This window comes from Kitasatospora azatica KCTC 9699, assembly GCF_000744785.1.
Classification (GTDB): Bacteria; Actinomycetota; Actinomycetes; order Streptomycetales; family Streptomycetaceae; genus Kitasatospora; species Kitasatospora azatica.
In genome coordinates, this window is sequence record NZ_JQMO01000003.1 from 3,591,960 (window position 1) to 3,604,641 (window position 12,682).

At 71.6% G+C, this 12,682-nt stretch carries 9 protein-coding genes and 1 pseudogene; 6 read left to right on the forward strand and 4 right to left on the reverse strand.

Annotated elements, in window-relative coordinates:
- The first annotated feature begins 787 nt into the window (after positions 1-787).
- From guaA to BR98_RS42645, 3 genes and pseudogenes are all read left to right on the forward strand, one after another.
- A complete protein-coding gene (gene guaA, locus BR98_RS26660; protein WP_035848270.1) occupies positions 788-2,374 on the forward strand; it encodes a glutamine-hydrolyzing GMP synthase in 1,587 nt (528 codons plus the stop codon).
- A gap of 208 nt (positions 2,375-2,582) precedes the next feature.
- Positions 2,583-3,143: pseudogene (locus BR98_RS42640) on the forward strand (DoxX family protein); the annotation flags it as partial.
- 48 nt (positions 3,144-3,191) lie between these two features.
- A complete protein-coding gene (locus BR98_RS42645) occupies positions 3,192-3,674 on the forward strand; it encodes a QcrA and Rieske domain-containing protein (protein WP_232247928.1) in 483 nt (160 codons plus the stop codon).
- Between the two features lie 49 nt (positions 3,675-3,723).
- On the opposite strand, the gene BR98_RS26670 is transcribed toward BR98_RS42645, so the two are convergent.
- The 3 genes from BR98_RS26670 to BR98_RS26680 all read right to left on the reverse strand — a co-directional run bounded on the left by BR98_RS26670 (position 3,724) and on the right by BR98_RS26680 (position 7,178).
- Positions 3,724-3,939 carry a hypothetical protein gene (locus BR98_RS26670; protein ID WP_035848272.1) on the reverse strand — a complete coding sequence of 72 codons (216 nt, stop codon included), beginning with the start codon at positions 3,937-3,939 and terminating at the stop codon, positions 3,724-3,726.
- Complete coding sequence (locus BR98_RS26675; protein ID WP_035848273.1) at positions 3,936-5,492, reverse strand: PspC domain-containing protein; 1,557 nt, start codon at positions 5,490-5,492, stop codon at positions 3,936-3,938. The genes BR98_RS26670 and BR98_RS26675 overlap by 4 nt, the downstream gene beginning before the upstream one ends.
- Before the next feature lie 135 nt (positions 5,493-5,627).
- A complete protein-coding gene (locus BR98_RS26680) occupies positions 5,628-7,178 on the reverse strand; it encodes an FG-GAP-like repeat-containing protein (RefSeq protein ID WP_198042286.1) in 1,551 nt (516 codons plus the stop codon).
- A gap of 259 nt (positions 7,179-7,437) precedes the next feature.
- Here BR98_RS26680 and BR98_RS26685 point away from each other — a divergent pair, with 259 nt between their 5' ends.
- A complete protein-coding gene (locus BR98_RS26685) occupies positions 7,438-8,841 on the forward strand; it encodes an ATP-binding protein (RefSeq protein WP_035853993.1) in 1,404 nt (467 codons plus the stop codon).
- A 31-nt stretch (positions 8,842-8,872) separates the two neighbouring features.
- Positions 8,873-9,559 (forward strand): LuxR C-terminal-related transcriptional regulator, encoded by a 687-nt coding sequence (locus BR98_RS26690; protein ID WP_035848275.1) that lies wholly within the window; start codon positions 8,873-8,875, stop codon positions 9,557-9,559.
- Between the two features lie 102 nt (positions 9,560-9,661).
- Here BR98_RS26690 and BR98_RS26695 read toward each other — a convergent pair whose 3' ends face one another.
- The gene (locus BR98_RS26695; protein ID WP_035848277.1) at positions 9,662-11,038 is read right to left on the reverse strand and encodes an acyltransferase family protein; all 1,377 of its coding nucleotides are present in this window, start codon (positions 11,036-11,038) and stop codon (positions 9,662-9,664) included.
- Between the two features lie 305 nt (positions 11,039-11,343).
- Between BR98_RS26695 and BR98_RS26700 the strand changes: the two genes are divergently transcribed.
- Positions 11,344-12,630, forward strand: coding sequence for a glycosyltransferase family 87 protein (locus BR98_RS26700; protein ID WP_083977011.1), 1,287 nt, complete (start codon positions 11,344-11,346; stop codon positions 12,628-12,630).
- Positions 12,631-12,682: the final 52 nt, after the last annotated feature.

Sequence of the window (12,682 nt, forward strand, 5' to 3'; positions counted from 1 at the left end):
CACACGGCGTCAGGGCTGCGCCGGTGCTGGGTGGCGGCGCCGGGGGAGGAGCGCCGCCACTATTCGGTTGGCTTCGGGGTGTGCGCCGGGCGGATGCCGGAGAGGTGGTCCGGGCCGCCGATCGGGCGCCTCGTCCTCACGGAGCGTGAGGTGATACCCACTGTGACCGCCGATGGGCGGGAGCAGCGGAGCGGATGGTCCACCGGCCGGACACGGCCACCGGCAAACCGCCTCCCTGCATCGTGGTGGACAGAGGCCGTGCTCTGCAACCGATTCGGCGGACTTCGACACAGTCCATTTTCTGCCACCCCCATTCCTGACACGGTGTCAGCATGCTGCCGGGTACCTGTCAGCCGCAGTACTGGTTGGTAACCGACGGTAGTCACACCGGTGAGCGCCGGGCGGCGCGGCGGTGGCCCGGGCGTCCCCGGAGCCTGCCGCCGCACCTCCTGGCGCAGTCGTGAGCCGGCCGCTGTCCCCTGCCGCCGGTCCACCGCACCCGCGCACGGTCCCACGGCGCGCCCGTCCGACCGCCGGCCGGCTGTGGGGCGCCACATGTGCGGGTGGACTGGACTTTCCACGCGTGGTCCTGCCGTGCCGTACGGGCGCGGGCCCGGGCGCCGGTGCGGTCGCACCTGGCGGGTGCGGCGCGGTCGTACGGTCACCAGCTCAACGAGGCCGCCCCCGGCCCGGACACGCACCGCGCGGCAAAGGGTGGCAAAGGGGTGAACAGGCGGCCCGGTAGAATCGAAGCCGACACCCCCACATCGCTGCCGGAAGGCCGTCTGTGTCCTCTGCTACCCCCGACCAGTCCGTGCCGCCGGTCGACACCGTCCTGGTGGTCGACTTCGGCGCCCAGTACGCCCAGCTCATCGCCCGCCGGGTGCGTGAGGCACGGGTCTACAGCGAGATCGTGCCGAGCTCCATGCCGGTCGCCGAGATGCTCGCCAAGAACCCGAAGGCGATCATCCTCTCCGGCGGCCCGTCCTCGGTCTACGAGGAGGGCGCGCCGCGGCTCGACCGCGCGATCTTCGAGGCCGGGGTCCCGGTCTTCGGCATGTGCTACGGCTTCCAGCTGATGGCGATCACGCTCGGCGGGACCGTCGACAACAGCGGTGCCCGTGAGTACGGCCGCACCCCGCTGCACGTCAGCAAGTCCGGCTCCACCCTCTTCGAGGGCACCCCGGCCGAGCAGTCGGTCTGGATGTCGCACGGCGACGCCTGCTCCGCCGCCCCCGAGGGCTTCACCGTGACCGCCTCCACCGACGTGGTCCCGGTCGCCGCCTTCGAGAACGACGAGGCCAAGCTCTACGGCGTCCAGTACCACCCCGAGGTGCTGCACTCCACGCACGGTCAGCAGATCCTCGAGCACTTCCTCTACCGCGGCGCGGGCATCGCCCCGACCTGGACCACCCACAACGTGGTGGACGAGCAGATCGCGCTGATCAAGGAGCAGGTCGGCGACAAGCGCGCGATCTGCGGCCTGTCCGGCGGCGTGGACTCCGCGGTGGCGGCGGCCCTGGTGGCCAAGGCCATCGGCGACCAGCTGACCTGCGTGTACGTGGACCACGGTCTGATGCGCAAGGGCGAGACCGAGCAGGTCGAGAAGGACTTCGTGGCCGCCACCGGCGTCAAGCTCAAGGTGGTGGACGCCGAGGAGCGCTTCCTGACCGCGCTCAAGGGCGTCAGCGACCCGGAGGAGAAGCGCAAGATCATCGGCCGGGAGTTCATCCGGGTCTTCGAGCAGGCGCAGGCCGAGATCATCGCGGACGAGGGTCCGGCGGTGGAGTTCCTGGTCCAGGGCACCCTCTACCCGGACGTGGTGGAGTCCGGCGGCGGCACCGGCACCGCCAACATCAAGTCCCACCACAACGTCGGCGGCCTGCCCGAGGACCTCGAGTTCCAGCTGGTCGAGCCGCTGCGCAAGCTGTTCAAGGACGAGGTCCGGATGGTCGGCCAGGAGCTCGGCCTGCCGGAGGAGATCGTCCAGCGCCAGCCGTTCCCCGGCCCCGGCCTGGGCATCCGGATCGTCGGCGAGGTCACCAAGGAGCGCCTGGACCTGCTGCGCGAGGCCGACGCCATCGCCCGCGAGGAGCTGACCCTGGCCGGCCTGGACCGCGAGATCTGGCAGTGCCCGGTGGTGCTGCTGGCCGACGTCCGCAGCGTCGGCGTGCAGGGCGACGGTCGCACCTACGGCCACCCGATCGTGCTGCGCCCGGTCTCCTCCGAGGACGCGATGACCGCCGACTGGTCGCGCCTGCCCTACGAGGTGCTGGCCAAGATCTCCACCCGGATCACCAACGAGGTGCGCGACGTCAACCGCGTGGTGCTGGACGTCACCAGCAAGCCGCCGGGCACCATCGAGTGGGAGTAGAAACTCCCGCGCGCTGATGTGAACGGCCGCACCGCCATCCACGTACCTGTGGATGGCGGTGCGGCCGTTAGGGCCTGTCCGGCCAGGTCGCGGGTGCGGTCGGATCTGACGCTCGCGTGATCGGGATACCGTCGAAAACGAGCGGGACCGGGCAGAATGCGGATCGGACCAATCGGGAACTGACGGGCCGTACGGGAAGGGTGACGAGATGATGGAGGGCACCAGGGACTCGGTCGGCGCCGAGGACCCGGGAGCGAACCGACCGGCCCCAGCCGCACCGGCGGCCTCGGGGCCGGCCGGCCGCGCCGGCGAGCTGCGGGCCCTCGGTCGGCGCTACGCGCTGCTGCCGTTGCGCCTGTTCCTCGGCATCACCTTCGCCTACGCGGGCCTGGACAAGCTCGCCGACAGCCACTACCTGTCGGGCAAGGGCGACCCGCAGTCCTTCTACGCGCAGACCCTGGCCGCCAAGCCGCACAGCCCGATCGGCTGGCTGCTGGAACCGGCTCTGCACGCGCCCACCTTCTTCGCCCTGCTGATCGCCTTCGGCGAGCTGGCGGTCGGGCTCGGCACCCTGGTCGGCCTCTGGGGGCGGATCGCCGCACTCGGCGGCGGTGCGCTCAGCCTGACCCTCTTCCTCACCATCAGCTGGAACGTCTCGCCCTACTACCTGGGCAACGACCTGCCCTACCTGATGGCCTGGACCGCGCTGCTGCTGGCCGGGACGCCGTACCTGTCGGTCGACGGCTTCCTGGCCCGGCGCGCCGAACGCGACCGGGCCCGCGGGCTGAGCGAGGACGCGGTGCGCCGCCGCACCTTCATGGACGGCGGGATCGCGGCGGTCGCGCTCGGCGGGGCCGGGCTGCTGGCCGGCTCGCTGACCGCCACCTTCGTGCGCAAGAAGCCGAAGCCGGTGGCGGCGGCGCCCACCCCGGCCCCGCCGAGCGGCACCGGCGGCACCGGCGGTACGGGCAGCGGCGGCGGCACGGGCTCGAAGGTCTCGGTCGCCGTCGCCGACGTCCCGGTCGGTGGCTCGGCCACCGTCAAGGACCCGGCCAGCGGCGACGCGATCTACATCCTCCAGCCCAAGTCCGGCCAGTACTGCGGCCTCTCCTCGATCTGCACGCACGCCGGCTGCACCGTCGACCCGCCGAAGAACGGGCAGCTCAACTGCCCGTGCCACGGCTCCAAGTTCGACGCCGCCACCGGCGCGGTGATCACCGGCCCCGCGATCAAGCCGCTGCCCAAGTACACCGTCACCAAGGACGGCGACCGCCTGGACCTCGGGCCGCTGAGCTCCTAGGGCCGGACAGGCCCTGGCAGCGGCCCCGGGACGGGCCGCTGCGAACCGGCTACTTGCGCTCCGGGTCGTCCGACCGCCCGCGGCGGGACATCGCCGCCACCGCGCCGGCCAGGCCCGCGGTGCCCAGCACGATGAAGGTGACCGGGATCACGATCCGCCCGTTCACCGAGAAGTTGTTGAGCGAGGCGACCAGGTAGATCACGGCGAGCACGGTGAACAACCCGCCGGCCATGAACGAGAAGAGGTCGAACCGGTGCCGCTTCATCCCTGTACCACCTGAATGTCGCCGAGACCGACCTCGATGGTGAGGTCGATGGTTCCCTTGTTGCTCGCCCCGCCCACCGGGTCGAGATGGACCTTGCGGTGCGAGCCCACACCGCTGTTCTCGTTCCCGTTGGGCAGGCTCACATTGCCGACCAGGGTGCGCAGGTCGAGGTCGGCCGCGACGTTCGGTGGCAGCATCACGTGCACATCGCCGGTGCCCAGCTTGACCGTTGTGCCGACGGTGGAGCCGGCCGGGTCGACCGCCCGCAGGTCGAGGTTGAGGTCGCCGACGCCGAGCACGTACTCGTGCTGCACCGCGGCCGCGCCGGCCGGGGCGAAGGTGCGGTCGCCGATCGCGTTGTTGTGCACCTGGGCGGAGCTGCCGAGACCCGCCAGGGCCAGCGTCAGGACCAGCGCGGGAAGCGCCAGCACCCGGGCCCGGCCGACCTTGGCGCCGAGCAGGATGGTCAGGCCGAGCACCAGCAGGCCGGTGGCCAACACGGTGGAGAGCAGCACGGTGGTCGACTGGCCGTGCACATTGGCCGACCAGACCGCCCAGGAGGCGCCGGCCGCGGCCAGCAGTCCGAGCGGGGCCAGCGCGGAGCGCGACCGGCGCTCGCGGCGGGCCGGAGCCGGGGCGGGGCGGGCCGGGTCGGGGCGGGTCGGTGGGGTGTCCTTGCGCAGCGGGTCGCCCTCGGGCAGGTCGGCGCGCTGCCACCAGGCCTGGGCGGGGGTGCCCGGCGGCGGGGTGGCGCCGTACGGGTTGCGCTCGGGGTGGCGCGGGTCCCAGAGGTAGCCGGTGCGGCTCGGCGGCGTGTCGGCCGGGGCGTCCTTGCTCAGGTCGACCCCGGCCCGCATCTCGGTCTTGTGGCCGTGCCACTGCTCCCTGCGGTCGTCCCACTCGGCCTTGCGGGCGGACCACTCCTCGTGCATCCCGGCCTTGCGGGCGGTCCACTCGGCGTGGAAGTCCTGCCGCCAGGTCTTCCAGTCCGCCAGCGGCGAGGCCGCGCCCAGACCAGCCGCGCCCGGACCGGCCCCGGCCGTGCCCGCGGTCGGTCGGTCGTAGGGACCGCCCGGGCGCGGCGCGGTGCCCATGCCCCGGGCCCGGCGGCGCCGCTCCGGGTCGTGCCGGACCGCGAAGAAGACCAGCGCGCCGAGCAGCAGCAGCGGGGAGATCGAGTCACCGCTGTCCATCCAGGAGAAGAAGACCCCGGTGCCGATCACGGTGAGCAGTACCGCGCCGATCGACTGTCCGTCGACCCGCCCGGTCAGCACCCGCTGCAGCTCGGTCCGCCCGTGCTTGCCGTCGGGGTGCTCGGTCGGCACGATCAGCCAGGCCAGCCCGTACAGGAACAGCCCGAGCCCGCCGGTCAGGCAGAGCACCGCGGTCACCACCCGGAAGACCACCGGGTCGATGTCCAGGTGCCGTCCGAGCCCGCCGCACACCCCGGCCACCACGCGATGGTCCTCGCTGCGGGTGAGCGGCGGGCGGGCGTCCGCCGGTTGCTCCTGGACGCCCGGATCAGTGGGCACCGTGCTCTGCTCCTCGGTCATGTCCCTATCCTGCGGGCTGCCGAGGCCGAGCGGGACCGGGATCGGCCCGGTGCGGACCCTGATCTCTCCCTGAGAGGGGCTCAGGGTGGAAGGGATCAGGGTGCACCAGCCGGTCCCGCTGCGCAGCCGACGTCGCTACTGCTCCGAGACGGTGCCGGTGGCCACCTGGCCCAGGCCGAGCCAGCCGCCACCGCCGTCGCCGCCGTGGTTGAGGAAGAGGTTCACCGCACCGGTGGGGGTGACCTGGAGGTAGTCGGCCTTGCGATCGCCGTCGAAGTCGGCGAGGCGGACCTGGTTCTGGTCGCTGGTCTGGCCGGTGGCGACCTGGCCCAGGTTCTGCCAGCCGCCGCCGGTGTCGCCGCCGCGGTTCAGGAAGACGTGGACCGAGCCGTCGGGGTTGATGACGGTGTAGTCGGCGCGGCCGTCGCCGTCGAAGTCGGCGAAGCGGACCCGGGTGCGGTCACCGGTCTGGCCGGTGGCGACCTGGCCGAGGTTCTGCCAGCCGCCGTGACCGTCGCCGCCGTTGTTCTGGAAGACGTCCACCGAGCCGTCGTCGTTCAGCAGGATGTAGTCGGCCTTGCCGTCCCTGGTGAAGTCGGCGAAGCGGACCCGGTCGGCGTTGTTGGTCAGGCCGGTGGCGACCTGGCCGAGGTCCTGCCAGCCGCCGCCGGTGTCGCCGCCGCGGTTCAGGAAGACGTGGACCGAGCCGTCGGGGTTGACGAAGATGTAGTCGGCCTTGCCGTCCCCGTCGAAGTCGGCGAACCGGACCCGGCTGCGGTCGCGGTCCAGGCCGGTGGCCACCTTGCCGGCGTACTGCCAGCCGGGGTGCCCGGGGGTGTCGCCGCCCTTGTTGAGGTAGACCTCCACCGAGCCGTCGTCGTTGACCACCAGGTAGTCGGCCTTGCCGTCGCCGTCCCAGTCGGCCCAGCGGACCCTGCTGCTGACCTCGGGGGCGCTGCCCGGGTTCGGGCTGTTGCCGGGGACCCAGCCGTCGCTGAAGGCCTGGTCGAGGCCGGTGAAGTAGGTCTGCGCCATCCGCGCGTAGCCGGCGTCGTTGGGGTGCAGGCTGTCGTGGAACTGGTCGGAGGTCAGCGCGGGCGCGTCGAGGAAGCTGAGGTGGCGCCCCGCCTGCTGCTCGACCGCCGGTAGCTGCCTGGCCAGGTCGTTGTACTGCTGCACCTGGGTCTGCAGGTTCGCGGTGGTCGGGATCAGGCCCTGGAGGACCACGGCGATGCCCGGCCGGTCGGCGAAGATCCGCTCGACCAAGGTCTTCAGCTGGGCCTCGGCCTGCACCGGGTCCGCGCCGCGGTTGAGGTCGTTGATCCCGATGTGCAGCAGCACGACGTCCGGACGCTGCAGGCCCAGCCAGCTGTCGACACCGCCGGCGATGTCGTTGATCCGCCAGCCGCTGTGGCCCTCGTGGTCCGCGTCGGGGCCCGGGCCGTTCAGCTGCGAACCGACGAAGTCCATGCTGTACCGGGACTGGCCGGCCACCTGGTTCCACAGCGGGAGCCGGTAGCCGCCGCCGCTCTCGCTGTAGGCCCCCATGGTGATCGAGTCGCCGAGGGGCATCACCCGCAGGACCGGTGGTGTGGTGGCGGCCGCGGCGGCGCCACCACCGAGGACCGGCGCACCGGCCGCCGCGCCGATCAGCGCGGCCACAGTGAGCGGGATGAGCCTTTTCACGAGGTTTTCTCCGTACATGTGATGACAATTCGTCAGGACGGTGTGCTCGCACACCAGGTCGATCCTGGCGCAGCCCTACGACACCGCCGCGCGCGGGGCCCCCGGTGGCGGTCTTCGCCGCCTCGGTCGTCAGCACCTAGGGGCCGGACCCTGATGCATTCGGACCCGCCGTCGTGTGACCATCGGTGGCGTGGCAGCCCCCGGTACCGATCCGACCCCCAGTACGCCCGCCCCCGACGGCCCCGCCCCCGACAGCCCGGTGGCCCCGGGCACCGAGCCGACCCCGGCGGCGGGCCGGCCGCCGTACCGCAAGCTCTACCGCAGCCCGCACTCGCGGATGCTGGGCGGGGTGGCGCACGGGCTGGCGGTGCATCTGGGGCTGCCGGTGACCTGGGTGCGGGCCGCGTTCGTGCTGCTCTTCTTCACCAACGGGATCGGGGTGCTGCTGTACGCGGCGTTCTGGTTCGTGGTGCCGATCGGGATCGGCGAGCCGGCGCTGGGCAGCGACTATGTCTGGGCGAACGGCCAGTTCGTCCCGGCCGGCGCCTCCGGCATCTCGCCCGACCCGCTGCGCAAGGGCCGGCGCGGGCGGCTCGGCCGGCTGCGGGACCTGCTGCAGGGCACCTTCCAGGGCGAGCCGGTGATCGTCGAGAACACCCCGCCCGGCAGCTCGCCCGGCGCCACCAGCCGGCAGAACGTCGGGCAGCTGGCCGCGCTGCTGATGCTGGTGATCGGCGTGATGGCGCTGCTGAACGCGTTGGGCCTGCAGTCCTCGAAGCCCTACGTCTGGCCGCTGCTGGCCATCGGTGTGGGTGTCGCGCTGGTCTGGCGGCAGGCCGACGACTCGCGCTGGCAGCGCTGGTTCGGCCTCGAGGGCGGCGGCAAGCGGCGGGTGGCCTTCGTCCGGGTCGGCGCCGGCGTGCTGCTGGTCACGGTCGGCATCATCGGCTTCCTGGTGCTGCAGGGCGCCGGCTCCACGCTGGCCTCGGTGGTCGAGGCCTCGCTCGCGGTGCTGGCCGGGGTGCTGGTGCTGACCGGCCCCTACGCGCTGCGGATGTGGCAGGACCTCGGCGCCGAGCGCACCGCCCGGATCCGGGCCCAGGAGCGGGCCGAGATCGCCGCGCACATCCACGACTCGGTCCTGCACACGCTGACCCTGATCCAGCGTCGGGCCGAGGACCCCAAGGAGGTGCAGCGCCTGGCCCGGGCCCAGGAACGCGAACTGCGGCTGTGGCTCTACCGTCCGGAGGCCGCCGCCGAGGCCGCTCCCGATACGCTGGCCGAGCGGATCCGCGAGGTGGTCGCCGAGGTCGAGGACCGGCACGGCGTGCCGATCGAGCTGGTCTGCGTCGGGGACTGCCCGATGGACGAGAAGATCGCCGCACAGATGCAGGCCGCGCGGGAGGCGATGGTCAACGCCGCCAAGTACGGTGGCGGGGGACCGGTGCAGGTCTACGCCGAGGTGGAGGGGAGGACGGTGCTGGTGTTCGTGCGCGACCACGGCCCGGGCTTCGATCCCGACTCCGTGCCCGAGGACCGGATGGGTGTCCGGGAGTCGATCATCGGCCGGATGAAGCGCAACGGCGGCACCGCCCGGGTGCGCCCGGCGCCGGACGGCGGCACCGAGGTCGAGCTGGAGATGGAGAGAGCTGCTGATGACTGAGTCGACGTCACCTGAGAGCACATCAGGGCCCATGGGGGTCCCCCCGGCCGAAGGCCGGGGGAGGGTGGCGCGGGTGGTCCTGGTCGACGACCACCGGATGTTCCGCACCGGAGTCCGGGCCGAGATCGGCCGCACCGAGACCACCGGGATCGACGTGGTGGGCGAGGCCGACGACGTCGAGTCCGCGGTCCGGGTGGTCGCCGAGACCCGACCCGACGTGGTGCTGCTCGACGTCCACCTGCCCGGCGGCGGCGGCGTCGAGGTGCTGCGCCGGTCCACCGCGGTGATGGGCGAGCCCGGCGGCGTGAAGTTCCTGGCCCTGTCGGTCTCCGACGCCGCCGAGGACGTGATCGGCGTGATCCGCGGTGGCGCCCGCGGCTACGTCACCAAGACCATCACCGGCACCGACCTGGTCAACGCGATCTTCCGGATCTCAGACGGCGACGCCGTCTTCTCGCCGCGGCTGGCCGGCTTCGTGCTGGACGCCTTCGCCGCCACCGACACCCCGCCGGTCGACGAGGACCTCGACCGCCTCACCCAGCGCGAGCGCGAGGTGCTGCGACTGATCGCCCGCGGCTACGCCTACAAGGAGATCGCCAAGCAGCTCTTCATCTCGGTGAAGACGGTGGAGAGCCACGTCTCCGCGGTGCTGCGCAAGCTCCAGCTGAGCAACCGCCACGAGCTGACCCGCTGGGCGACGGCCCGCCGCCTGGTCTGAGACGCCCGGTCCGAGACGGCTGGTCCGAGACCCGCCCGGCACGTGAAGGGGCCCGCCCGGTCTGCACCGGGCGGGCCCCTTCAGCTGTTCCTGCGCGCTCTGCTAGCTGCCCGCGGCCGGGCCGGGGGCCGGTTCCGGGGTGGCGGCGACGGTCGCGGCGACCGGAGCGGTCCTGGCGGTGCGGCGGTCGAGGGCCTTGGCGACCTTCTTGCCGATCTTCTGGCCGGGCATCTCGATCAGCTTGTAGGTGAGCTGGCTGACGATCAGGACGGCCGCGATGAAGAAGGCGGGGAGCAGCCAGCGGCCGGCTCCGGTGGCGGGGAAGGTGACCACCTTGTCCTTGAACCACCAGGTGCCCCAGAGCACCGGGATGTGCACCACGTAGACCGAGTAGCTGATCGCGCCGAGCCAGGTGAGCACCCGCGGCCAGCGGCGGTTGCGCAGCAGCATGCCGAGGCCGAAGACGGCCCAGGCGGTGATGTAGGGGATCGAGAAGCCGTACCAGGAGGAGGTCCAGGTCCGGTCGAAGGCCTTGCCCTGGTTGTACATGTAGCCGGACAGGAAACCGGCGGCCAGCACGAACAGGCAGCAGACCACACCCACCACGCGGTCGATCTGGCCCTTCTCGGCGCGGAAGATCGCGGTGCCGGCGAACATGGTGGCCAGGATCATCATGCTCTCGAAGAACATCGACCGGGCGTTGAAGAAGAGCAGCACCACGCCGAGGCCGCCGAGCACCATGGCGCCGATCCGGATCAGCTCCGGACGTCCGGTCAGCACGCTGACCAGGCCGGCGGCCAGCACCACGACGGTGGCCACGATGATGTGGTGGGTCGCGCTGGGCGCCACCCAGGGCAGCTTCGGGGTGATCATCTGCGGCGTCCACCAGGCGCCGAGCAGCAGCGCGAGGCCGGCGAAGAAGACCGAGATCGGGGCGCTGTTGCGGTGCCAGCCCTTGACGAACAGGGCGCTGACGAAGAAGTAGAAGACCATCTCGTAGCAGAGGGTCCACATCGCGCCGAGCGCGCTGGAGATGTTGGTCATCTCGTGCAGCAGCGTCAGGTTGGCCAGGTAGGCCCAGAACGGCCGGTCGGTGACCTGGGTCGGCACCGCCGAGTAGTGCTTGGGCAGCAGCACCAGGGAGAGCGTGACGACGATGATCACCAGCGGGTAGATCCGGAACAGCCGGCCGACCCAGAAGCCTCGGACATCACCGCGGCGCTCCAGCGAGGCCGGTACGATGTAGCCGCTGACCAGGAAGAACAGCATCACGGCGAAGATGCCGAGGTCGAAGTTCTTCTCGAAGTCCTCGCCCCAGGAGAACCACTTCACCAGCCCGAAGTGGTGGACCGCGACCAGCAGGGCGGCGATGCCGCGCAGGCCGTCGAGCCAGCCGAGGCGGGCTGCGGGCCGGTCTGGGCGGGCGCTCTTCGAGGTGCCGACGGCCCGGTCGGCGGACTGGTGTTCAATCACGGTCACAGGGGGAGGCTAGCTTACCGGGGCTGTGCCCTGCATGGCGCGATCCGCGCCCGGGGGGCGCGTGCGGTCCCGGTTCACCCGCGGTGTTCGCCGCAGTGTTCGCGTGCGGTGTGTGCGTCTGCGGAGGACAGGTGAGACTTCCGGCCGGGCGGCGCCACATAATAGGGTCTTGACGGTTGCCGGGCAGTGGTCCGGTACACGCGCGTCGCGGCCGACCCCCGAGCACGAAGCTGCCCCGGTGTTCGGTCGCGTTGTTGTGCTTCCCCCGATCTTCCGCCCGCGACACCTGCAACTGACGGAGCACGATGTCTGAGACCATCACGGAGACCCGGCCGGCGGCCGGCGATTCCACCGGTTCCTCGTCGGCAGGTGGTCGGCCCGCGCTGGTGTGGTGGAACCCGACCAGCTGGCCGGGGCGGATCATCGCTCCGCTCGGCTACTGGGTCTCCACTCGACTGATCATGATCATGACAGTCTTCCAGACCCGTGAGAACTCCAACGGCGAGGTCCACAAGCTCTACCAGGCCTGGGCGCAGATCCTGCGGCACGGCTCCTACCCGATCGGGGACCCCACCTGGCAGTACCCGCCGGGGGCGGCCGGGGTGATCCTGGCGCCGCTGGCGGTGCCGGGCGTGAACTACGTCCAGGGCTTCGTGGTCGTGACGATAGTCGCCGACCTGGTCGTCATGGGGGCGCTGCTGCGCTACGGCAGCCGGCCGGGACGCTCGCTCGCCGGAGCCTGGGTCTGGCTGCTGACGCTGCCGCTGATGACCTACATCCCGTACGCGCGCTACGACGTGATCGTCACGCTCTTCGCGGTGCTGGCCCTGCTCTGGTTGCAGCGGCGCCCGTGGCTGGGCGGCGGGATGGCCGCGCTCGGCGCGATGATCAAGGTCTGGCCCGCCTTCGCGGTCTTCGGTGCGCCGCGCGGGCGCTCGCTGCGCTCGGCCGTGATCGGCTTCGTGGCCTCCGCCGTGGCCCTGGTGCTGATCGCCATGGCGCTCTTCAAGGGCTCCTTCGACTTCCTGAACGGCCAGGGCAACCGCGGCGTCGAGTTCGAGTCGCTGCCCGGCAGCATCCTGCTGCTGGCCCACCAGTTCGGCTACAAGGGCAACATCGCCTACCGCTACGGCTCGCTGGAGATCGTCGGCCCGCACGTGGAGACCATCGGCAAGGCGATGCTGGTGCTCAGCGTGCTCGGCTTCTGCTGGCTGCTGCTGTGGCGACTGCGGGCCCGGACCTTCTCCGACGCCACACCGGCGGACGCCGCGCTCGCCGTCGTGCTGGTCTTCATCACCACCAGTCGGGTGATCAGCCCGCAGTACCTCATCTGGGTGGCCGGCATCGGCGCGGTGTGTCTCAGCTTCAAGTCGACCACCCAGCGGCCCATCGTGGGTCTGCTGGTCCTCGCCACCGCGATGACCACGGTGGAGTTCCCGCTCTTCTGGCAGGACGTGATCGCCGGCAAGCCGGGCTTCGACACGCTGCTGGCTGCGCGCAACCTGATCCTTCTGGTAGCGACCGTGTGGTCCTGTGGCAGGCTGTGGCGGGCAACGGTGCCGCGCGGCCGCCGGCGAGGCATCTCGAAGTAGTACGGCCCCGGCCGTCCGTCATCAGATCGTGCCGCAGGGCTCGACCGCGATA